General features: G+C 68.8%; 18 protein-coding genes. 9 read left to right on the top strand and 9 right to left on the bottom strand.

Translation table 11 applies throughout. The features are described 5' to 3' along the window. Positions 1-8 precede the first annotated feature (8 nt). From PQ455_RS06375 to fcl, 3 genes are all read left to right on the top strand, one after another. Positions 9-995 carry an NAD-dependent epimerase/dehydratase family protein gene (locus PQ455_RS06375; protein WP_273690214.1) on the top strand — a complete coding sequence of 329 codons (987 nt, stop codon included), beginning with the start codon at positions 9-11 and terminating at the stop codon, positions 993-995. Between the two features lie 146 nt (positions 996-1,141). Then, complete coding sequence (gmd, locus tag PQ455_RS06370) at positions 1,142-2,221, top strand: GDP-mannose 4,6-dehydratase (protein WP_420542840.1); 1,080 nt, start codon at positions 1,142-1,144, stop codon at positions 2,219-2,221. After that, positions 2,208-3,170 (top strand): GDP-L-fucose synthase, encoded by a 963-nt coding sequence (gene fcl / locus PQ455_RS06365; RefSeq protein WP_273690211.1) that lies wholly within the window; start codon positions 2,208-2,210, stop codon positions 3,168-3,170. The genes gmd and fcl overlap by 14 nt, the downstream gene beginning before the upstream one ends. Before the next feature lie 231 nt (positions 3,171-3,401). On the opposite strand, the gene PQ455_RS06360 is transcribed toward fcl, so the two are convergent. Next, positions 3,402-4,502 (bottom strand): KpsF/GutQ family sugar-phosphate isomerase, encoded by a 1,101-nt coding sequence (locus PQ455_RS06360; protein ID WP_273690209.1) that lies wholly within the window; start codon positions 4,500-4,502, stop codon positions 3,402-3,404. Positions 4,503-4,819: 317 nt separating this feature from the next. Here PQ455_RS06360 and PQ455_RS06355 point away from each other — a divergent pair, with 317 nt between their 5' ends. Then, complete coding sequence (locus PQ455_RS06355; RefSeq protein ID WP_273690208.1) at positions 4,820-6,007, top strand: ATP-binding protein; 1,188 nt, start codon at positions 4,820-4,822, stop codon at positions 6,005-6,007. A 99-nt stretch (positions 6,008-6,106) separates the two neighbouring features. Here the strand turns inward: PQ455_RS06355 and trxA are convergent, their stop codons facing one another. Genes trxA through PQ455_RS06320 form a run of 7 tightly spaced genes read right to left on the bottom strand, consistent with a single transcriptional unit; the run spans position 6,107 to position 17,367 of the window. Beyond that, positions 6,107-6,430 carry a thioredoxin TrxA gene (gene trxA / locus PQ455_RS06350; RefSeq protein ID WP_273690206.1) on the bottom strand — a complete coding sequence of 108 codons (324 nt, stop codon included), beginning with the start codon at positions 6,428-6,430 and terminating at the stop codon, positions 6,107-6,109. Positions 6,431-6,485: 55 nt separating this feature from the next. Then, a complete protein-coding gene (addA, locus tag PQ455_RS06345; protein ID WP_273690204.1) occupies positions 6,486-9,917 on the bottom strand; it encodes a double-strand break repair helicase AddA in 3,432 nt (1,143 codons plus the stop codon). After that, complete coding sequence (addB, locus tag PQ455_RS06340; RefSeq protein WP_273690202.1) at positions 9,914-12,829, bottom strand: double-strand break repair protein AddB; 2,916 nt, start codon at positions 12,827-12,829, stop codon at positions 9,914-9,916. The genes addA and addB overlap by 4 nt, the downstream gene beginning before the upstream one ends. Positions 12,830-12,843: 14 nt before the next feature. After that, positions 12,844-13,596: a nucleotidyltransferase family protein gene (locus PQ455_RS06335; protein ID WP_273690200.1), complete on the bottom strand. Its 753-nt coding sequence runs from the start codon at positions 13,594-13,596 to the stop codon at positions 12,844-12,846. Then, positions 13,596-14,570, bottom strand: a complete 975-nt coding sequence (locus PQ455_RS06330) for an aminoglycoside phosphotransferase family protein (RefSeq protein ID WP_273691277.1) — start codon at positions 14,568-14,570, stop codon at positions 13,596-13,598. Before PQ455_RS06330 ends, PQ455_RS06335 begins: the two co-directional genes overlap by 1 nt. Next, the gene (gene tsaE, locus PQ455_RS06325) at positions 14,567-15,010 is read right to left on the bottom strand and encodes a tRNA (adenosine(37)-N6)-threonylcarbamoyltransferase complex ATPase subunit type 1 TsaE (RefSeq protein ID WP_273690199.1); all 444 of its coding nucleotides are present in this window, start codon (positions 15,008-15,010) and stop codon (positions 14,567-14,569) included. Before tsaE ends, PQ455_RS06330 begins: the two co-directional genes overlap by 4 nt. Continuing rightward, entirely contained in the window at positions 15,010-17,367 is a 2,358-nt protein-coding gene (locus PQ455_RS06320) for a sensor histidine kinase (protein WP_273690197.1), read from the bottom strand. The genes tsaE and PQ455_RS06320 overlap by 1 nt, the downstream gene beginning before the upstream one ends. A 321-nt stretch (positions 17,368-17,688) precedes the next feature. Between PQ455_RS06320 and rpsF the strand changes: the two genes are divergently transcribed. The 5 genes from rpsF (at position 17,689) to rfbA (ending at position 21,074) form a co-directional block, all read left to right on the top strand. Beyond that, positions 17,689-18,126: a 30S ribosomal protein S6 gene (gene rpsF, locus PQ455_RS06315; protein WP_273691275.1), complete on the top strand. Its 438-nt coding sequence runs from the start codon at positions 17,689-17,691 to the stop codon at positions 18,124-18,126. Positions 18,127-18,138: 12 nt separating this feature from the next. After that, positions 18,139-18,363, top strand: a complete 225-nt coding sequence (rpsR, locus tag PQ455_RS06310; protein WP_273690196.1) for a 30S ribosomal protein S18 — start codon at positions 18,139-18,141, stop codon at positions 18,361-18,363. Between the two features lie 12 nt (positions 18,364-18,375). Beyond that, complete coding sequence (rplI, locus tag PQ455_RS06305) at positions 18,376-18,957, top strand: 50S ribosomal protein L9 (protein WP_273690194.1); 582 nt, start codon at positions 18,376-18,378, stop codon at positions 18,955-18,957. 154 nt (positions 18,958-19,111) lie between these two features. After that, positions 19,112-20,170 carry a dTDP-glucose 4,6-dehydratase gene (gene rfbB, locus PQ455_RS06300; protein ID WP_273690192.1) on the top strand — a complete coding sequence of 353 codons (1,059 nt, stop codon included), beginning with the start codon at positions 19,112-19,114 and terminating at the stop codon, positions 20,168-20,170. Between the two features lie 34 nt (positions 20,171-20,204). Beyond that, positions 20,205-21,074, top strand: a complete 870-nt coding sequence (gene rfbA, locus PQ455_RS06295; protein WP_273690191.1) for a glucose-1-phosphate thymidylyltransferase RfbA — start codon at positions 20,205-20,207, stop codon at positions 21,072-21,074. A 45-nt stretch (positions 21,075-21,119) separates the two neighbouring features. On the opposite strand, the gene thiE is transcribed toward rfbA, so the two are convergent. After that, the gene (gene thiE / locus PQ455_RS06290; RefSeq protein WP_273690189.1) at positions 21,120-21,815 is read right to left on the bottom strand and encodes a thiamine phosphate synthase; all 696 of its coding nucleotides are present in this window, start codon (positions 21,813-21,815) and stop codon (positions 21,120-21,122) included. Positions 21,816-21,850: the final 35 nt, after the last annotated feature.

The raw sequence follows: 21,850 nt of genomic DNA, 5'->3' as shown, positions 1-21,850 counted from the left end.
AACTCCGCATGTCCACGCATGCCGAAGACAGGGTCTTCGCGACGATCCTGCTGATCGGCGCGTCGGGGTTCGTCGGGCGTTATCTGGCTGCGCAATTGCGCCAGATGGCGCCCGGCGCGCGGCTGGTGTGCGCGGATCGCACGCCGCCGGCCGGGGATGGGTGCGGCATCGAGCGGGTCAGCCTCGATCTGTCGGATGCCCGATCGATCGATGCGGCCGTGGCCCATGTGAAACCGTCGCTCGTCTTCCACCTGGCCGGGGAGGCTTCGGTGGCGACGGCTGCCTCGGCCGAACGCCGCGCATGGCAGATCAATACCGTCGGATCGCTCGAACTGGCATTGTCCATCAACGAGCACGCCCCTGCGGCCACGCTGATCTTCGCCAGCAGCGCGGAAGTTTATGGATCGGCTTTTCTGAACGGTGCGGTGTCCGAAAGCAGCGCGCCCGAACCGCGATCGACCTATGGCAAATCCAAGCTGTGCGCGGAACAGTTGCTGTCGTCCGCCCTGTCGGATGATGCACAGTTGATCGTGGTGCGGCCGACCAACCACATCGGGCCGGGCCAGGATCGGCGCTTCGCCCTGCCCTCCTTCGCCGCACAGATCGCCGCCGCCGAAGCGACCGGAAGCGCCGCCACGATCCGCGTCGGCAATCTCATCGCCGAGCGGGATTTCATGGACGTGCGCGATGTCGTGACGGCCTATTGCCGGCTGGCGACGATTTCGGGCGATCTGGCCCGGCGGGAGACGTTCAACGTCGCGTCCGGAACGCCGCGCTCGCTGGCGTCGATGCTGGGTGGCCTGCAAAAGCTCGCCTCGGTGCCGACTTCGGTCGAAGTGGACAAGCAACTGTTTCGCGAGGCGGAGATTTCCGCCGCATGCGTCGATGCCTCCCGGTTCCGGGCCGTATCAGGCTGGAACCCCGACCATTCGGTCGAGGAGACGCTTCTCGACATTCTTGACGAGCAGCGGACACTCGCGCGGGATCGCTTGTAGCGCCCCACAACGGCGCGTGGGCGGTCACCCTCTGCCCTGTCCGACGACACATAAAATCGGTAGTTTCGCGCCAACTTGCCAGTAGCGCGACGAAGTTGTTGTGGTTATGCCAAGAGCTGCGGTTACGCATTTGGGGGCAGCGTCGCATGGTTGGCAGTGTGAACGGTAAGGTCGCGCTCATCACGGGCGTGACGGGTCAGGACGGCGCGTATCTGGCGGAACTGCTGCTCGAAAAAGGCTATATCGTTCACGGTGTTAAGCGGCGTTCTTCGTCATTCAACACCGGCCGGATCGAGAACCTCTATCAGGATCCGCACGAAAAGGATGCGCGGTTCTTCCTTCACTATGGCGATCTGGTCGATTCCACCAATCTGATCCGCATCATCCAGCAGACCCAGCCCGACGAGATCTACAACCTCGCCGCGCAGAGCCATGTGCAGGTCTCGTTCGAGACGCCCGAATATACCGCCAACGCCGACGGCATCGGCACGCTGCGCATCCTGGAGGCGATCCGCATCCTCGGCCTCGAGAAGAAGACCCGCTTCTATCAGGCGTCCACCTCGGAGCTGTACGGTCTTGTGCAGGAAGTGCCGCAGTCCGAGACGACGCCCTTCTATCCGCGCAGCCCCTATGCCGCCGCCAAGATGTACGGCTATTGGATCACGGTGAACTACCGCGAGGCCTATGGCATCCACGCCTCCAACGGCATCCTGTTCAATCACGAAAGCCCGCTGCGCGGCGAGACCTTCGTCACCCGCAAGATCACGCGCGCCGTCGCCGCGATCAAGCTGGGGATGCAGAATTGCCTGTATCTCGGCAATCTCGACGCCAAGCGCGACTGGGGCCATGCCCGCGAATATGTTCGCGGCATGTGGCTGATGATGCAGCAGGACGAGCCTGACGATTATGTGCTGGCGACCGGCGAGACGACCATCATCCGCGACTTCGTCACCCGCGCCTTCCAGGAGGTCGAGATCGACCTCGAATGGCGTGGCGAGGGTGTCGACGAGCAGGGCGTGTGCAAGGCGACCGGCAAGGTGCTGGTGGCGGTCGATCCGCGCTATTTCCGCCCAACCGAGGTGGACCTGCTGATCGGCGACCCGACCAAGGCGCGCGAGAAGCTGGGCTGGACCCACGAGACCAAGTGGGACGCGCTGTGCGCCGAAATGGTGCAGGCCGACCTGAAGATTGTTGCGAAGGAGCAGCGGCGTAATGACGCAGGTTGACGTGATCTATTCCCTCGCCGGCAAGCGCGTCTGGGTTGCCGGTGATCGTGGCATGGTCGGTTCGGCGATCGTTCGCCGACTGGCCAGCGAAGGCTGCGAAATCCTCACCGCATCGCGCCAGGATGCCGATCTGGTTCGGCAGGCCGAGGTCGAGCAGTGGATGGAGGCGAACCGCCCGGATGTCGTGTTCGTCGCGGCATCGAAGGTTGGCGGCATCGTCGCCAACAACAGTTTCCCCGCCCCCTTCCTCTATGAAAACCTCATGATCGAGGCCAACATCATCGATTCCGCCCACAAGGTGGGTGTCGAGAAACTGATGTTCCTGGGATCGAGCTGCATCTATCCCAAGTTCGCGCCCCAGCCGATCCAGGAGGATTCGCTCCTCACCGGCCCGCTCGAGCCCACCAACGAATGGTATGCGGTCGCCAAGATCGCCGGCATCAAACTGGCGCAGGCCTATCGCAAGCAGCATGGCTGCGATTTCATCAGCGCGATGCCCACCAATCTTTTCGGGCCCGGCGACAATTACAATCTCAACTCCAGCCATGTCCTGCCGGCGCTGATCCGCAAGGCGCACGAGGCGAAGCTGGCGGGGGCCGATCATATCACCATCTGGGGCACCGGCACGCCGCGCCGCGAATTTCTCGATGCCAATGACTGCGCCGATGCCTGCGTGTTCCTGATGAAGCATTATTCGGACTTCGAGCATGTCAACGTCGGCTCGGGCGACGACGTCACCATCCTCGAGGCGGCGGAGACGGTCTGTCGTATCGTCGGCTTCACGGGCAGGATCGAACTGGACACGTCCAAACCCGACGGCACGCCGCGAAAGCTGATGAGCGCCGACAAGCTCCGCGCCATGGGCTGGAGCCCGCGCATCAGCTTCGAGGAGGGGATCGCCGGCGCCTACCAGAATTTCCTGGCTGGCGAGGGGGCCGACCGCAGCTAGATCTTCGATCACCCGGAGCAAGGTTCACCGAAGGCTGACCGGCAACTATTCAAGCGGGATGGTTGCCGGTCATTCAGAGCGAGGTCGGGCGGCGTGCGCCCGACGCATCTTGCTTGCTTTCGCCGACACGAAAAATTCAAGAATGCGCGTTTTCAAACGCACCTTGGCCATCCCCGAGATCGCCACGCCGACCGGCATTCAACCCGCCCCGGCATCAGCCGACGCTGACGATCAGACCACCCCGGCGCGCAGGATATCGTGAAGATGGATCACGCCGGTCAACCGGTTGCCGTCGCACACGAACAGCAGGGTCACGCTGCTCTCGTTCATCACCCGCAGCGCCTCGGATGCCACCGCGTCCGCCGCGATCCACTTGGGGGCGCGGGTCATGTGCTGCACGATCGGGTCGCTCAGATTGCCCGTCGCGATGCTGCGGCGCAGGTCGCCGTCGGTGAAGGCGCCGACCAGGCGGCCCTCGTCATCCACCACCGCCGTGCTGCCATAGCGCTTGCGGCTCATCTCGATCGTGGCGTCCATCATCGTCGCGCCGGCGGCGACGATCGGCACCTCGTCGCCCGTGCCCATGATCTCGCCGACCGTGAGCAGTTGCGAGCCCAGCTTGCCGCCGGGATGGAAGATGTGGAAATCCGACGCCGAGAAGCCCCGCGCCTCGACCAGCGCGACGGCCAGCGCGTCGCCCATCACCAATTGCACCGTCGTCGACGTCGTCGGCGCCAGCTTGTTGGGGCAGGCCTCCTGCGCGGCGGGCAGCGCCAGGCAGATGTCGGCGGCGCGGCCGGCGGCGCTGCGCGGCTTGGCGGTCATCACGATCAGCGGCACGCCGAAGCGGTGGCAGTAGGTGATGATGTCGGTCAGTTCGGTCGTCTCGCCCGACCAGGAAAGCGCCACGATCAGATCGTCGGTCGTCACCATGCCGAGATCGCCATGGCTGGCCTCGGCCGGATGCAGAAACAGCGAGGGCGTGCCCGTCGAGGCGAGCGTCGCCGCGATCTTGCGGGCGATGATGCCGCTCTTGCCCATGCCGGTCACGATCACGCGCCCGCGCGACGCCGCGATCAGCGCCACCGCCTTGTCGAACGCCTCGTACAGCGCCGGGCTCAGCAGCGCCGAATAGAGCGCGGTCAAGCCCGCCACCTCGACCCGAACGGTGTTCAGGGCCGATCGCGCCGCGATCTCGCGCGGTTCGGTCAGCGCCCCGCCGCTGGCCGTGAGCCGGCCCACTCTGGCGGCATCCGCCCACAGCGCCGCCTGGCGCGCCGCGACGGGAGCGGCGGGCTGCGGCTCGCCGGAGGAAGATGCAGCGTCTTTCATCGGTATCGGCGATTACGCTCTTCGCGGGCGCAGAACAAGTCGAGTTTCATTCCGGTGACATGACTAAGGCGCTGATTTCTCTCGTGTCGGCGAGAGGAAATCGCCCGCTTCTCCCCCGAATTGGGGTGGCGATCGGCACAAGTCGCGCTTTTTCGCCATCCGTGGTTGCTGCGATGCACCGCGACGGTCATTTCGTCATCGTACCGGTTTGGCGAGAACGTGATGCCACCCCGGACCCGGCGGGGCTGGCCCCTGCCGCGCATCGGCCGTAACAGGATCGTCGCATTTCTTTGCCATCGCGGATGATATCCAGCCTTATGCGTCATCCCGTCGTCATCCTGTTGCTCGCGGTCATCGCGGTGGCCGCCAGCCTGCGGATCGCGGGCCTGTGGGGGCTGGCGCTCGTTCTGGGCAGCGGTGGCGGCGCGTGGATCGGCTGGCGCATCGGCCTGCGCCGCTATCGCCTGCCCGATCGCGGCCTTTCCGCCGACGCGCAGGGCGCCCGCCCCGATCACAAGCTGATCGAGGCGCTCGACGAACCGACCCTCATCCTCGATGGCGCGCGCATCTTCGCCAGCAACGCCGCCGCGCGCGAATTGCTCGGCGCCAAGATCGACGGCGCCCTCACCCGCCTGGCCATCCGCCATCCCGCCGCCACCACCGTCCTCACGGGTGACAGCACCGGCCCGGTCGAACTGGCGGGCCTGGGCGATCCCGATCGTCGCTGGGAAATGGCGATCAGCCCGATCGACACGCGTTTCCGCCTGCTGCGTCTCCAGGATCGATCCTACAGCCACGCCGCCGAGAAGATGCGCACCCATTTCGTGGCCAACGCCAGCCACGAACTGCGCACGCCGCTGGCCACGCTGATCGGCTTCATCGAGACGCTGGAGGACGATTCCACCGCCGCCGATCGCGCGCTGCGCCAGCGCTTCCTCGGCATCATGGCGGGCGAGGCCAGGCGGATGCGCCAGTTGATCGACGATCTGCTCTCGCTGTCGCGGATCGAGGCGGATCGCTACGTCGTCCCCGCCGAGCCGGTCGATCTGTCGGCGATCCTGGCGCAGGTCGTCGGCGAATTGCGCACCGCCGGCGAGGCACGCGACCGTATCTCGACCGACGTGAACGAAGCCGTTCCCGCCGTCACCGGCGACAGCGCGCAGCTTTCGCAACTGCTCTACAATCTGATCGGCAACGCGCTGAAATATGGCCGGAGCGACGGCGCGGTGCGGGTCACCCTGGCCCCCAACGCCAACGGCCTGATGCTGAGCGTCGCCGACGAGGGCGACGGCATCCCCGCCCAACACCTGCCGCGCCTGACCGAACGCTTCTATCGGGTCGACCAGCACCGCAGCCGCGCCAAGGGCGGCACCGGCCTGGGGCTGGCGATCGTGAAGCATATCGTCGAGCGCCATCGCGGCCGGCTGGAGATCGCCAGCATCGTGGGCGTGGGCACGACGGTGACGGTGACGTTACCGGCGGCGCAGAACGGCAATGGGCACTAATTCTTCGTCATTGCGAACGTAGCGAAGCAATCCAGTCCGACGGCTGCGCCGCTGGATTGCTTCGCCGCTACGCGCCTCGCAATGACGAGCAAAGCGCGATCACCCGATCGACGTCTCAATCCAGCTCTTCAACTGGCCCTTGGGCGCCGCGCCGACCTTGGTGGCGGCGGGCTGGCCGTCCTTGAACAGGATCATCGTCGGGATGCCGCGCACGCCGTACTTGGCCGGCGCATCCGGATTCTCGTCGATGTTGATCTTGGTGATGGTGACCTTCTCGCCGAGTTCGTCGGAAAGCTCTTCCAGCGCCGGGCCGATCATGCGGCACGGGCCGCACCATTCCGCCCAGAAATCCACCAGCACCGGCCCATCGGCCGAAATCACATCGGTGTGGAAGCTGTTGTCGGTGATCTTCTTCGTCGCCATCGCCCCAATCCTCATATCGTATCGCGAGCCCATGTAGGTTCGCAATCGCAACCCCTCAACGGCCACCCGGATCGATTTGCTCCTTGGGCGGAAAGTATTGCTTCAGCCTCTCTGGCGGCAAGGTGAACAATTTCGGCCCCGATGTATAGAGGAGCCCCGCCTCTATCGCCCTGCCGGGGAATATCACCGCCAGCGCCGCCGCATAGGCCGCCATCTGGCGCAGGTGGTAGTCCGGGATGCGCTCCGCCGTCTCGGGCACCCGCCGCCCGGTCTTGAAATCGATCAGGGTGATGCGATCGGGCGTCACCACCAGCCGATCGACCGTGCCCGCGACCACCTCGCCGCCCACCACGGCGGCGATCGGCGCCTCGGCCAGCGCGTCGGGCGCGAAGATGTGGGCGTGGGCCGGATCGGCGATCACCGCGCAGGCGGCATCGACCAGCCCGGCGCGCACGTCCGCATCGTCGATCCGCCCCGCCCCCGCCAGCCAGCGATCGGCGGCGGCGCGGCGCAGATCGGGCGCGACCGGCGGCAGCCGCTCGAACAGGGCGTGGAGCAACTCGCCCCGGCGCGCGGCGGCGATCATCGCGGCGGAGGGCGGCGGATCGGTCACGTCGTCCACGCCGATCGACGAGGGCGCGAGCGGACGCGGCGGGCGCGATTCCTGCGGTGCGGGCTCGCGCAGCCACAGGGGCTCGACGATGGGCGCTACCTCCCGCGCCGCACGCGGCAGGCGGGCGACACCCCCTGCCCGGCCCTCGCCGCGATAGTGACGCGCCCCGCCCCACAGGGCATCGGCCTCCTCCTCGGCGCCCAGCCCCGCCAGCGCCGCCTCGGCGCGCGCGTACCAGCTTTCGGGCGGCGGCACGCCGCGTGCCTTGGGGCCGAGCGCGCCGGCGATCACCAGATGCTCCTCCGCCCGCGTCATCGCGACATACAGCAGCCGCCAATGTTCCTGCCGCTCGCGCGCCGAAGCCGCCGCCGCCGCCTCGGCCAGCTGCTCCGCCATCTCGGCCTTGCGCGGGCGCGGCACGGGGATCGGGTCACCCTCGCCCATCGCCCAGTCGATCATGTCGGGCCGGCTGTTCTCGGGATCGGCGGTGGCGTCGGCCAGGATCACCAGCGGCGCCTGCAACCCTTTCGCCCCATGCACCGTCATCACCCGCACCGCATCGAGCGGGGCGGACGGATCGCGCACCACCTCCACCGTGCCGCGATCGAACCAGTCGAGGAAGCGTTGCAGGGTCGGCGTCGCCTCGCCCTCGAAGCCCAGCGCCACGCTCAGCAATTCCTCGATCGGATCGCGCGCCTCCGGCCCCAGCCGCTCCATCAGCTTGCGCCGCCCGTCCAGCGGCCCCGACAGGATGGTTTCGAGGAAGCGATACGGCTCGACCAGATCCGCCTGCGCCAGCAGTGCCGACAGCCCCTCGACCGTGGCGGCATCCCCCCGCGCCCGCACCGCTTCCCACAGGCTGCCGGGGCGGCGGAAGGCGATGGCGTACAGTTCGTCCTGCGTCAGCCCGAACAAGGGCGACACCAGCAGCGCCGCCAGATTGAGATCATCCTCCGGCTGGAGCGCGAAGCGGATCGAGGCGACCAGATCCTTCACCGCCAGCGGCGCATCCAGCCGCAACCGGTCGACGCCCGCCACCGGCACCTTCTCGGCATGGAGCCGCGCCACCAGCAGCGAGGCGAGCGCGCCGCGCTTGCGGACGAGGATCAGCACATCCTCCGGCCGGATCGGGCGGCCCTTGCCCGGCATCGGCATCCGATCGGCGATCCACTGGCGCACCTGAATGGCGATGCGGCCGGCCAGTTCGCGGGTGGCGTCGTCGATCCACCCTTCCTCGCCATCCTCGCTCTCCGCCTCGACCGCGCCCGACACGATCGGCTTCCACAGGCTCACGATCCCCGGCAGTGCCGACCGCGCCGACAGATGCGGCTCGACCAGCGGGATACCGAAGGCGTCCGGCCCCATGTCGCCGATGATCCGATCGACCAGCGCCAGCACCGGCGGGGTCGAGCGGAACGAGCGATCGAGCGACAGCAAATTCACCGCCCGCCCGCTCTGCCCCGCCTCGATCGTGAAATGGCGCAGCGCATTGGCGAAATTGACCGGATCGGTGCCCTGAAAGCCGAAGATCGCCTGCTTGAAATCACCCACGGTGAAGATCGTGCGGGTCGCCATCGGCCGCATCGGATCGGCCTCCTCGACGAAGAACTCCCCCGCCAGCGCCGCCACGATCGCCCATTGCGCGGCGTTGGTATCCTGCGCCTCGTCGACGAGGATATGGTCGATCCGCCGGTCCAGCTTGTAGCGGACCCATTCGCCGATCCCCTCGCGCCCGAGCAGCTCGACAGCGCCGCGAATGAGATCGTCGAAATCGACCACCCCGGCGATGCGCTTGGCATCGGCATAGGCGTGGGCATAGGCTTGGCCCGCGCGCAGACCCGCCGCGATCACCGCCGCCAGTGCCGCGCGGTTGCGAAGCCCGAGGATTTCCAGTCCCGCCTCGGCGAAGCGGGCGCAATTGCCCTCATGATCGGGATCACAGGCCGCCAGCTTGGCCGAGACCTTGCGCGGCTCGCCCTTGCCCGTCAGCACGACCGCAAGCGTATCCTCCAGCAGATCGGCGCGGGCGGCGGGGCTGGCGCCGAGGAAGGCCGAGAGCAGGTCGGCATGGTCCAGCCCGGTCTTGGTGCCCCAGCTCGCATTGGCCCTGGCCATGCAGCGGAGGCACTCCACCGGAAAGCGATCGTCGGCCAGCCGCGCGACGATGGCGTCCTCGACATCGCCCAGCGGCACGTCGAGCGCGGTGCGGACGCGCGCCTCGATCCCCTGTCGCGGCCCCAGCGCCGCCATCTCGCGCGGCAGGCGGGCGCTGCGGACGAGATAGGCCTCCGCCCGCCCCTCGCCCAGCCGCCGGCTGAGCGCCTGCACGTCGGCGATCAGCCCCAGGTCGCCGCTGCCCTGCGCGCCCTCCAGCAAATCCGCCAGCGTCCGCCGCGCCAGCACCGCCTCGCCACGCCCCTCCAGCGGCTTGAAGCCCGGCGCCAGCCCCGCCTCGGTCGGAAAGCCCGCCAGTAGGGTCTGGCAGAAAGCGTGGATCGTCTGGATCGTCAGCCCGCCGCCCGGCGCATCCAGCACGCGGGCGAAAAGCGTGCGGGCGAAGGCGATCGCATCGGCATCGTTATGCGCCCCCAACGCATAGAGATCGGCGCGCAGCAATTTCTCGTCGAGCCGCACCCAATAGGCCAGCCGCGCATGGACGCGATCGGCCATCTCGGCCGCGCCCGCCTTGGTGAAGGTGAGGCACAGGATGCTTTCCGGCCGCGTGCCGCGCAGCAGCAGGCGCAGCACCCGCGCCGTCAGGACGTGCGTCTTGCCGGTGCCGGCCGAGGCCGACAACCAGACGAGATCGTTCGGGTTGGAGGCGTCGCGCTGCGCGCCCTCCAGTTCGATCAGCGGCTTGAGGCGGCGGCTCACAGGTCGCGTGCCCCATACCATTCGTCGAGCCGCATCAGCTGGTCGTAATCCTCATAAGGCGAATAATCCGGGTGCAGCTTGGCGGTGAAGGGCTCCTCGCCCAGCAGCCATGTTTGCACAGCCGCGATCAGGTTGCGCGCCGCCACATCGGTGAAGTCGCCCGGCTCGATCCCCGATCCGTCGCGCTTCAGCCCGACCGCCGACTGGACATAGCCGAGGTCACCCGATTTCCGGTCCGCCGCCAGCGACCAATATTCGAACTCGCCGGCCTTGCCCTCGATCCCCTCGAAGCCGCCGCGATCGGCGATCAGCCCGAGCAGGCCGAGCTGCATCGAATAGCCCTCGATCACCGCCTTGCCGCTCGGCGGCTGGCCAGTCTTGTAATCGACGATGGCAAGGCCCCCGGTCGGCAGCCGGTCGATCCGGTCGGCGGTGCCCTCAAGCGTGACCCCCTCGATCTCGATCCGCCCCTTGCGCTCGGCGACCAGCGGCACGCGCCCCGCCCCCCGATTGTCCGCCACGAACCCGCCCAGTCGCTCGATCGCTTCCAGCAGGCGCGGCGTCCACATCGCGTGCAGCACCGGATGGCGCGCGACGTTCGCCAGCATCCGCTCGGCCCGCGCGCGCAATTCGTCGGGGCGGCAATCATCCTCGGTCAGCCACTCCTCGATTACCTTGTGGACCTGGCTGCCGCGCCACGCCGGCGTCGGATCGGCGTCGATCGCATCCCATTCGGACAGGCGCAGCATCTGGCTGGCGTAGAAAGCGAAGGGGTCCGCCTTCAGCCGATCCAGCCGCGTCACCGCGATCCGGCGCGGGCGATCCTCGACCGGCGGGCTCGGCGCGGGGCGGCCGGCGGGGCGGAAATCCTTCGGGCGATCCAGCGCCTCGGCGAGCCGTGCGAACTGCGGCGCGAGCGTCAGCCCGCTCGTCATCGCCTCCATCCGCAGCCAGAAGCGCGAGGCGATCGCCGGCGCGCGGGCGTCGCGCCGCGCCCGCGTCACCAGCACCTCGCGCCCGCCCAGCGCCGTCGCCAGATCGTGCGCCTGGATGCCGATCCGCCGCTCGATCCCCGGCAGGCCCAGCGCCGCGCGGATCGCGGGCGCCAGCCACGGATCGGGCGCCGGCCGCGACGGCCATACCCCCTCGTTCAGCCCGCCCAATATGGTGAGGTCGGGCTGTTGCAACCGCGCCTCGATCAGCCCCCAGATCGAGATGCGCGGATGACCGCCCTGCGGCGGCCGCACCGAAATCTCGTCGAGCAGCAGCTTCAGCACCGCCGGAAAGGCATCCGCCCGCACATGGCGCGGCCCGAGCGGCAGCGCCTCTTCCAGACTGGCCACCAGCGCCGCCGTCGCGCGCCCCGCCGGCCGGCCCCACGCCGCGTCACCCGCCAGCCGCGCCACCGCCTCGCGCAGCGCCGCGACCAGCGCGCTCGGTGGTCCATCGACGAAGGCCGCTTCGAGCGGTTCGAGCAGCGGGCGGATGGCGGCCCAATCCTCGATCGCTTTCTCGCGCCGGCCCTGCTCCAGATGCGCCGTGATCGCGCCCAGCCCCGCCGCCGGCCTCGGCCCGCGCAGCGCGCGATCCAGCCGCCGCACCTTCTCCAGCCACGGCAGGCGCTCGCCCCCACCGTTGACCAGGGGATGCTTGAGCAGGGTCATCAGCGCGACCGGCGCGAAGCCCTCCGCCGCCGCCTCGGCCAGCGCCAGCAGAAGGGTGGCGGGCGGCGTCGAGGAGAGCGCCCGGCCGGCGCTGTCGTCCGCCTCGATCCCCCAGCGCCGCAGGTGCGCCGACACCCGCCGCGCCAGCATCCGATCCGGTGTAACGAGCGCGGCGGTGCGCCCCTCGGTCTGGACCGCCTCGCGCAACGCCACCGCGATCGCCTGCGCCTCCTCGGCCGGCGTTGCGAACACCGCGCTCTTCACCCCCGTCAGCCGCCGCTCAGCCACCGGCAGGGTTTGCCACTTCGCGGTGAAGGCGGCCGGCGCCAGCGCGTTGGAGATCGCCCGCGTCCTGACCGCCGGCGCATCGCGCCCGCCGCCGTATCGCCAGCCCTCGACCTCGCCCCGCCCGACATCCATCGCATCGAGCAGCCGTTTCAGATGATATTGCGGATGCGTCTCCTCGGCCCGCTGGCCATCGGTGGGCCCGAGCGAATCCCATTCCTCCTGCGGCATGTCGAGATCGACGCCCGCCAGCACCACCGCGCCGCGCTCCAGCCGCGACACCGTCCTGAGCAGCGCCGCCACCGCCGCGCCACCGCCCGAAATTCCCGCCGCCACCACGCGCCCGGCCGGCGGCGCGCTCCGCCACCGCGCATCGGCCCGCGCCAGCAACCGCCCCCGCCGATCCGCCAGATCGATCAGCCCGCGCGCGCGCAATTCCTCCGGCCAGCGATCCAGCACCAGCCGCAGCACCGCCAGCGAGCTTTCCCAATGCCGCGCCAGATCGGCCGGCACCACATCCGCCAGCGCCGCCGGATCGATCCCCTCGATCAGCATCTGATCGATCACCCGCCCCAGATCGCCCGCCAGCCGCATCGCCTCGACCGTCTCGATCGGGTCGCCCACGCGGCTCTCGGTGAGCAATCGGGCGAGGATCAGCCGGCGATCGAGCGGATCGATCGCCGGCGGGATCGGTGCTCCATCGTCAATGGGGTCGAGCGCAGCGCCCAGTTTCTCGTCCAGTTCGGGATCGCCGATCGCCACGATGCGCGGCAACAGCAGCCCCCCTTCCGCCCGCCGCACGAAGGCGTCGCGGATGGCCAGCCCCGCGCGATTGCCCGGCACCAGCAGCAGGGTTTGCGCCAGCCCGAGCGGTTCCTCCTTCGTCCAGCGCAGCAGCCCCGCCGCCAGCGCATCGGCGAACGAGCGGTGGAGCGGGATGCTGAAGACGCTGGGTCGGGACATCGCCACCGCCCCCGTCAGCCCTGCGCCAGCACGGCCTCGGTCGCGGCGATGGCCGGGGGCGTGCCCACGTCGAACCACAGCCCCTGATGCACCACGCCGTAGCAGCGCCCCTCGGCGATCGCCCGGTTCCACAATATGTTGGTGGAGAATGGCCCCGGCGGCGGATCGCGCAGCAGTCGCTGCGACACGATCTGGATGCCGGTGAACACGAACGGCGCCACCTTGGCCTTGCGGCGCGTGAGCTTGCCGACCGGATCGAGGTGGAAATCGCCCGCGCCGCGATGGTTGTTGGCGCGCGCCAGCGGCACCACCAGCAGCAGCGCGTCCATGATCGCATCGTCCCAGCGCGAGGCGAGCAGGCGGATCGCGTCGATCGGGCCATCCACCCACAGATTGTCGCTGTTGACCGACAGGAAGCGCTCATCCTCGATCAGCGGCAGCGCCTTCACCATCCCGCCGCCGGTTTCCAGCAACAGGTCGCGCTCGTCCGAAATGACGATGTCGATGCCCTTCTGCGCCCGCAGATGCGCCTCCAGCGCGTCGGGCAGATAGTGGACGTTGACCACCGCGCGCTCGATCCCCGCCGCGCGCAGCCGGTCCATCACATGATCGATCAGCGGCTTGCCTGCCACCTCCACCATCGGCTTGGGCCGGGTCGCCGTCAGCGGCCGCATCCTTTTGCCGAGCCCGGCGGCCAGCACCATCGCGGTCCGCAGCGGCGGCTGCCCGACATTGGGGTCGGGCCGGTGATCGCGCAGGCGGGCCATCAGAGGGAGACCCCAACATCCGCATGAAGCGCCCAGGCGGCGGCCCGCGCCTCGACCGGCACGTTGCGGGCGAACCAGTCGGCCACCGGGGCCAGCGCGGGGTGCGCCAGATCGCGCTCCAGCAGCCCCCACATGCGCGGCTGGAACGAGAGATACCGCTCCTTCCCGTCACGCCGCCACAGCCGGGTGAAGATGCCGAGGATCTTGGTGTTGCGCTGCGCCCCCAGCACCGCATAGGCTGCCAGATCGAGCGGGCGCTTGGCGCGATAGCGATCGAGCATCCGCAGTTCCAGATCGGGCGCCACGTCGCGCCGCGCATCCTGCAACACCGATACCAGATCGTAACCCGGATGCCCCGCCAGCGCGTCCTGGAAGTCGAGCAGGCCGAGGCTGCCATCGGGCAGGATCATGATATTCTCGGCATGATAATCGCGCAGCACCGTCACCGGCGGCGCCTCGTCGAGCAAGGCGAACACCGCCTCCCACGCATCGATGAAGCCTTGGCTGTCCACCGCCAGCCCCAGCGCCGGGGCATACCATTCGGGGAACAGCCCCACCTCGCGATGCAGCACCGCCCGATCATAGGCCGGCAGTTCGCCGCAATCATGCTCGTGCAGGCCGAGCAGCAGGTCGATCGCCTGTTCGTAAATGCCCTCCTCGCGCGCCGGTTCGGCCTCGATCACCTCGCGCACCCGCGCGTCGCCGAAATCTTCCAGCAGGATCAGCCCCTCGTCGAGATCGACCGCCAGCAGCTTGGGCGCCGCGAAGCCGCGCGCCAGCAGATGCCCCGCCACCGCGAGGAACGGCCGGCTGTCCTCATGCGCGGGCGGCGCGTCCATCAGCACCGCCGTCCGCCCGTCCAGCACCACCCGGAAATAGCGGCGGAACGAGGCGTCGCCCGCCAGCGGCAGGATATCCGCCCCGCCCCAGCCGTGGATGGCGAGGAACATCGGGGCGGTCGCGGGGGGGATCATCGGGGCGGAGGCCATCGCCCTTCCCAAGCGGGCGGCACGTCCCAAGTCAAGCGGCGCCCCGCCCCCTCCGCCGCAAAGCGCAAGCTCAGCGCGTCAGGCCACAGCCGCCCGCCCAGCCGCTCGGGCCATTCGATCAGCAGCGCGCTGTCATACAGCGCATCGTCCAGCCCCAGCTCCTCGATCTCTGCGGGATCGTCGATCCGGTAGAGATCGACATGCAGCAGCGGCAGCGCCACCTCGGGCGGGGCATAGCTCACCACGATCGGAAAGGTCGGGCTCGGCGCCTCGTCGGCCAGCCCCAGCGCCGCCAGCAGCCCGCGCGCGAAGCTCGTCTTGCCCGCGCCCAGATCGCCATACAGCGCCACCACGTCGCCCGCGCGCAGCAGCGGCGCCAGCGCCGCCCCGGCGGCGGCGGTCGCGGCGGGATCGGCCAAGTGCATCACGCGCCCAGCGACACCCGCGCCGGCGTGTCGGTCAGCGGCAGGCGGATGATCGCGCGCGTTCCCACCCCCGGCTGGCTCTCCAGCGTCAGCGTGCCCTCATGCGCCTCGACCAGCTGCTTCACGAGCGGCAGGCCGATGCCGCGCCCATCCTCGACGCCACCGATCTGGCGCGGCTCGAAGATCGATCGATGCTGGTCGGGCGAGAGGCCGGGGCCGTTGTCGCTCACGATCACCTGCACTTGCTCGCCTGACGTGCCGACGCTGAAGCGCACCTCGCCGCCGCCTTGCGTATAATCGATCGCGTTGCGCAGCAGATGGTCGAACGCCTGGCGCAACCGCATGTCATCGCCCATCACGCACAGCGATTGGGGGTCGATCGCGCGCTTCAGGTGGATGTTGCCCACCCGCGCCGTTTCCTCGGCCGCATCCAGCGCCTGCTTGGCCAGATCGCAGATGTCGACCGAGGCGCGGCTCAGCGGCAGGCTGCCCACCTCGCTCTGCGTGAGATCGAGCACGTCGCCCATCAACTGGCTCAATCGCCCGACCGCATGGACGATCGCATCGACATATTGCCGGGCGGTCTCGCTCAGATCGCCCGCATAGCCGTCCGCCAGCATCTCGGCGAAGCCCGCGATCGTCGTCAGCGGCACGCGCAATTCGTAGCTCATGTTCGCCACGAAGGCCGATTTCATCCGGTCGGTCGCCTCCAGCGCGTCGTTCCGCTCGCGCAGGGCATGTTCGATATCGCGCGAGGCGGTCACGTCGAGCAGGGTGAAGAGCGCGTTGCCATCGGGCAGCGGCACGGCCGCGAACTCGAAATGCCGTCCGTCCTTCATCGCGATCCGGCCGACCCGCTGCTGGCGCTCGACGGTCGCCACACGCACCAGTTCGCGCACCAGCCCGGCGCGCGACGGATCGGCCAGCTGCGGCGCGATCGCCTGCACCAGAGTATCGACCCGCGGATGGTTGGTGAGATGCTCCTCGGAGAGTTTCCAGACGTCGCGGAAGCGGCTGTTGAACAGCTGGAGCCGGCCGTCGGCGGCGAACACGCCGATCGCCTCGAACAGATTGTCGAACGTCGCGGTGCGGACCCGCAGCAAGGTGTCGCGGGCGCGGGCCAGCTGGAGATGCTCGGTCCGGTCCTCCATGATGAGGAGGAGCCCGCCATCGGGCAGCGGCTGCGCCACGACCCTCAGGTGCGTGCCGCCCGGCAGCAGCCAGCTTTCCTCCATCGGCGTCGTGCTGTTGAACCACGCCCGCCGCTCCGCCTTCCAGCCGGGGAAGTCGCGCGCCTCGGGCACGCGCTGCTCCTCGCGCATCCGCTCCAGGATGCGGTCGAAGGTCGGGCCTTCCGCCAGCCATTCGGGCTCCAGCGGGAAAAGGCGAATGAAATGGCGGTTGTAGAAGACGAGGCTGTGATCGCCGCCGAACTGCGCCACCGCCGCCGAAAGCCGGTCGAGCATGTCGCGCTGCGCCACCACGAAGCGGCGCAGATCGGCCCGCGCCTCCTCCAGCTCCTCCACGTCGATCGCATAGCCGGCCATGCCCGCCTCGCCGAGCGGCACGTCCACCACGCGGATCGTGCGCCGCTCGCCGGCGATGATCGCGGGCGCGGTGCGGATCGAGACGGCGCCCGGCTCGCGCCCCAGCGACGGCACCTGGAAGGCGCGCCCCGAATTGCCCGCTTCCAGCAATTCCAGCCCCGATTTCACCACCTGCTGGGCGGATTGTCCTTCCACCGCCCGTACATAGGCGCCGTTGACGAGGTTGAGCCGCAGGTCCGCCCCGCGATGCCACATCGGGAAGGGCGCCGCCTCGATCAGCGTCGAGAGCGCCTCGATCATGCCGCGCAGCCGCAGCACCTCGACGCCGAGCCGCTCGATCTCGCGCTCGCTGTCGGTCATGTCGATGAACCACAGGATCACCCGGCCGGTGACGGTATCGGGCTGCCCCTTCACCAGCAGCACGCGGCCCGACCCCGCCATGGTGATCGCCCGGCTGAAGCCCCGCGCCGAACGCCGGGTCGCGGCGACGTCGCGGCTCAGCGCCTCGACATCCTTCTCGGGCAGGCCGAAGCCCTCGTCGGCCAGATCGGTCAGGGTCGTCGGCGGTTCGGGCAGGCCCAGCCAGCGGCCAAGGCGCGTCCCCTGCTCCACCCGCCCCTCGCCATCCACCACCAGCGGCATCGCCGGCGCGGTCGCGATCAGCGAGGCCAGGCGCGAGGTCTCGTCGCCGACCGCGCGGCCCTGGCTCGCACGGCGCATCCCCGCCACCGTGGCCCACGCCGCCATCGCGATCCAGAACACGGCTATGGCGGCCAGCACGGCGGCATCGGCACGATCAAGGACGATCATTCTGCCGTCCCTAACGCAAAGCCATGCCTGTAGGACAGCGGAAGATGCGTCCATCTTGCGCACCGCCCTTCCCCCGATGCTCCGTGCTCCTGCGCAGGCAGGAGCCCAGGGTTACAAAGGGAATCGCGTGCGGCCCTGGGCTCCTGCCTGCGCAGGAGCACGTCGCCCCCTTGCTTTTCCCTTCCGGATAGGCCATTGGCCGCCCCGCTCGGGTGGAGGCTCACGCTTTCCGCCCCGGCCTGCATTTATCGAGACGATAGCCGGAGGGGTTCCGCGATTGGCGCGGCACCAGCGATCGGCCAACATGAAGGACGTTTGCGCATGGCTCTCTACGAGCATGTGTTTCTCGCACGTCAGGATCTGGCCCAGGCCCAGGTCGACGCGCTGGCGGAAGCCGCTACCAAGATCGTGACCGACAACAACGGCAAGGTCGTCAAGACCGAGACCTGGGGCCTGCGCGGCCTCGCCTATCGGATCGCGAAGAACCGCAAGGCGCATTACGTCATGCTCGAGATCGACGCGCCCACCGGCGTCGTCGCCGAGCTGGAGCGCCAGACCGCGATCAACGAAGACGTGATCCGCTACATGACCGTTCGCGTCGATGCGCTGGAGCAGGGCCCCTCGGCCATGATGCGCCGCAACGAGCGTGACGGCCGCCGCGGCGAGCGCGGCGACCGTGGTGATCGTGGCCCCCGCGAGGACCGTGGTCCGCGTGAGGATCGTCCCCGTCGCGATCGCGACGAAGAGCGCCAGGGCTAAGGAGAAAGAACCATGGCACGCCCCTTTTTCCGCCGCCGCAAGAGCTGCCCCTTCTCCGCGAAGGATGCCCCCCGGATCGACTATAAGGACGTCCGGCTGTTGCAGGGCTTCGTGTCCGAGCGTGGCAAGATCGTTCCGAGCCGCATCACCGCGGTTTCGGCCAAGAAGCAGCGCGAACTCGCCCAGGCGATCAAGCGCGCTCGTCACCTGGGCCTGCTGCCCTACCTCGTTAAGTAAGGAGCGCACCCGATGGACGTGATCCTGCTCGAGCGCGTCGAGAAGCTGGGCCAGATCGGTGACGTCGTCACCGTGAAGAACGGCTTCGCGCGCAATTTCCTCCTCCCCCGCAACAAGGCGCTGCGCGCCAACGCCGCGAACAAGAAGGTGTTCGAGGCCAACCGCGCGCAGATCGAAGCCGACAACGCCAAGCGTCGCGAGACCGCCGTTGCCGATTCGAAGGATATCGACGGCAAGACCCTGACGCTCATCCGTCAGGCGTCGAACACCGGCCAGCTTTATGGTTCGGTCGCCGCGCGTGACCTGGCCGAGCTGCTTGCCGCCGATGGCGTCAAGGTGCTCCGCAGCCAGATCGTGCTCGATCGCCCGATCAAGGCGATCGGCCTGCACGAAGTGAAGATCGCCCTCCACGCCGAAGTGTCGGTGACCATCAAGGTCAACGTCGCACGCTCGCCGGAAGAGGCCGAGATGCAGGCGCAGGGCGTCGACGTGATGGCTTCCATGTTCGAGCGTGACGCCGCCGGCTTCACCGAGGACTATGATCCCAACGCCGAGCCCGGCGAGATCGTCGTGGACGAGCCCGAAGAGGCCTGATCTCCCCGATCACCGACATGACGAGGCCGCCCGGATCGCTCCGGGCGGCCTTTTCTTTTGTTTCCCACACCGTGCCCGGCTGCGCCGACATTGCGCCCCGCCCGGCCGCGCCCTAACCCTGCCATTCGAACCATCCGTGGCGGAGCCGGCAATCTTGAAGATCATGGTGACAGGAGGCGCGGGATTCATCGGATCGGCGCTGATCCTCCACCTGATCGACGAGAGCGATCACCACATCCTCAACTTCGACGCGCTGACCTACGCCGGCGTCGCGGCCTCGCTCGCGCCGGTCGCGGCGCATCCGCGCTATCGCTTCGTCCGGGGCGACGTGTGCGATGCCCGGGCGGTGGCGGGCGCCATCGCCGGTTTCCAGCCCGACGTGATCGCCCACCTCGCCGCCGAGAGCCATGTCGATCGTTCGATCGACGGCCCGGCCGCCTTCGTCCAGACCAACCTGATCGGCACCTTCACGATGCTGGAACAGGCGCTGGCCTATTGGCAGGGCCTCGACGCGCCACGCCGTGCCGCCTTCCGCTTCCACCACATCTCCACCGACGAGGTTTTTGGTTCGCTCGGCGACAGTGGCGCCTTCACCGAGGACAGCGCCTACGATCCGCGCTCGCCTTATTCCGCCACCAAGGCGGGCGCCGACCATCTCGTCCGCGCCTGGGGCCATACCTACGGCCTGCCGGTGCTGCTCACCAATTGCTCGAACAATTACGGCCCTCGCCAATTCCCCGAGAAACTGATCCCGCTCACCATCCTGCGCGCCATCGGCGGGGATACGCTGCCGGTCTATGGCGATGGCCGGCAGGTGCGCGATTGGCTGCATGTCGAGGATCATGCCCGCGCGCTGCGCCGGGTGTTCGAGGCGGGCGTGCCGGGTGAGACCTACAATGTCGGCGGCGGTGCCGAGCGGTTCAATATCGACGTGGTCCAGACGATCTGCGCCGCGCTCGACGAGCAGCAACCTCTTGGCCACGACTTCAGCTATGCCGCGCAGATCCGCCACGTCGCCGACAGGCCGGGCCACGACCGCCGCTACGCGATCGACGCCAGCCGGATCCGCGCCGAACTCGGCTGGGCACCGCGGGAGACGTTCGCCGGCGGCATCTCGCGCACGGTCGCCTGGTATCTTGCCCATCCGCATTGGTGGGCGCCGCTCGTCGACCGGGGGGACGCAACCGAACGCCGGGGCGTCCTGTCCGCATGATCGCGCCATACCGCCCTCTGGGAGGCTATCGACCTTGAAGGGCATCATCCTCGCCGGCGGCGCCGGCATGCGCCTGCGCCCGATGACGCAGGTCATCACCAAGCAGCTGCTGCCGATCTACGACAAGCCGATGATCTATTATCCGCTCTCGACGCTGATGCTGGCCGGCATCCGCGACGTGCTGCTCATCTCCACCCCGCGCGACATTCCCGCCTTCCGCACCCTGCTCGGCGATGGCGCGCAATGGGGCATTTCGATCGATTATGCCGAACAGCCCTCACCCGACGGACTGGCACAAGCCTATACGATCGGCGCGCGCTTCGTCGACCGCCAGCCATCGGCGCTGATCCTCGGCGACAATCTCTTCTACGGGCACGGCATCACCGATCTGTTCAGGTCGGCGACCAACCGCCGCCAGGGCGCCACGGTCTTCGCCTATCACGTCAAGGATCCCGAACGATATGGCGTGGTCGAGTTCGACCGGCAGATGCGCCCGCTTTCGATCGTCGAGAAACCCGCCCGGCCCACCTCCAACTGGGCGGTGACCGGCCTCTATTTCTACGACGGGCGGGTCGTCGATATAGCCGCCGATCTCCGCCCGTCGGCACGCGGCGAACTGGAGATTACCGACATTAACGCCGCCTATCTCGCGCGCGGCGATCTGTCGGTCGAGGTGATGGGGCGCGGATTTACCTGGCTCGACGCGGGCACGCCCGACAGCCTGCTCGACGCCGCCGAACTGGTGCGGACGCTGGAAACGCGACAGGGCTTCAAGATCGCCTGTCCCGAGGAAATCGCGTTCCGCCAGGGCTTCATCGACGCGGCCGATCTGGAGCGACTAGCCGCCGCACTCGGCAACAGCGACTATGCCGATTATCTGCGGAATACCGTGCTGGGCGAATGAGCCCTCCGCTCCCGCATCTCGTCCATCATCACTGCGCGATTCGGATCAGCCGCCCAGCAGTGCCGCGAACCGCTTCACCACCGCCGCCTCGCCCCCCGGCCCATTCCACACCGCCCCGGATACCGCGAGGAAGTCGGCACCAGCGGCCACCAGCGGCGCGGCATTGTCGGGGGTGATGCCGCCGATCGCGACGCAGGGCGGCTCGAACAGGGTGGTCCACCAGCCCAGGATCGAAGGTTCGGCGCGGTGGCGCGCGTCCTTGGTGGCCGTCGGGTAGAAAGCGCCGAACGCGACATAGTCGGCCCCCGCCTCGCCCGCTTCCATCGCGAGGTGGCGGCTGTCGTGACAGGTCACGCCGATCTGCGCGGTCGGCCCCAGCAGCGCGCGGGCGTCGCGCGGGTCGCCATCGTCCTGGCCGAGGTGGACGCCGTCCGCACCCAGCCGCTTGGCGAGGCCCATGCTGTCGTTGATGATGAACGCCACCTCATGGTCGGCGCACAGCCGCTGCACCGGCTCGGCGAGGCGGGCGATGGCGTGGTCGTCGATCCCCTTGAGGCGCAACTGAAACGCCGCGACCGGCCCGGCATCGAGGGCGGCGGCGAGCCGATCGGCGAACCCCGCGTCGATCGCCGGCGGCGAGATCAGATACAGCTGGCACGCCGGCCGGCGCGGATCGCGCTCGAAACGGTCGGCGAAGCCGGGGTCCAGGGTGAGGGCGTCGTCGTCAAGATCTTCGGTCATGCGCGGCGCCTTAGCCCCGACCGACCCGGAGCGGA

Origin of the sequence: Sphingomonas naphthae (genome assembly GCF_028607085.1) — a bacterium.
Lineage (GTDB): Bacteria > Pseudomonadota > Alphaproteobacteria > Sphingomonadales > Sphingomonadaceae > Sphingomonas_Q > Sphingomonas_Q naphthae.
This window is presented reverse-complemented; position numbering and strand designations above follow the sequence as displayed.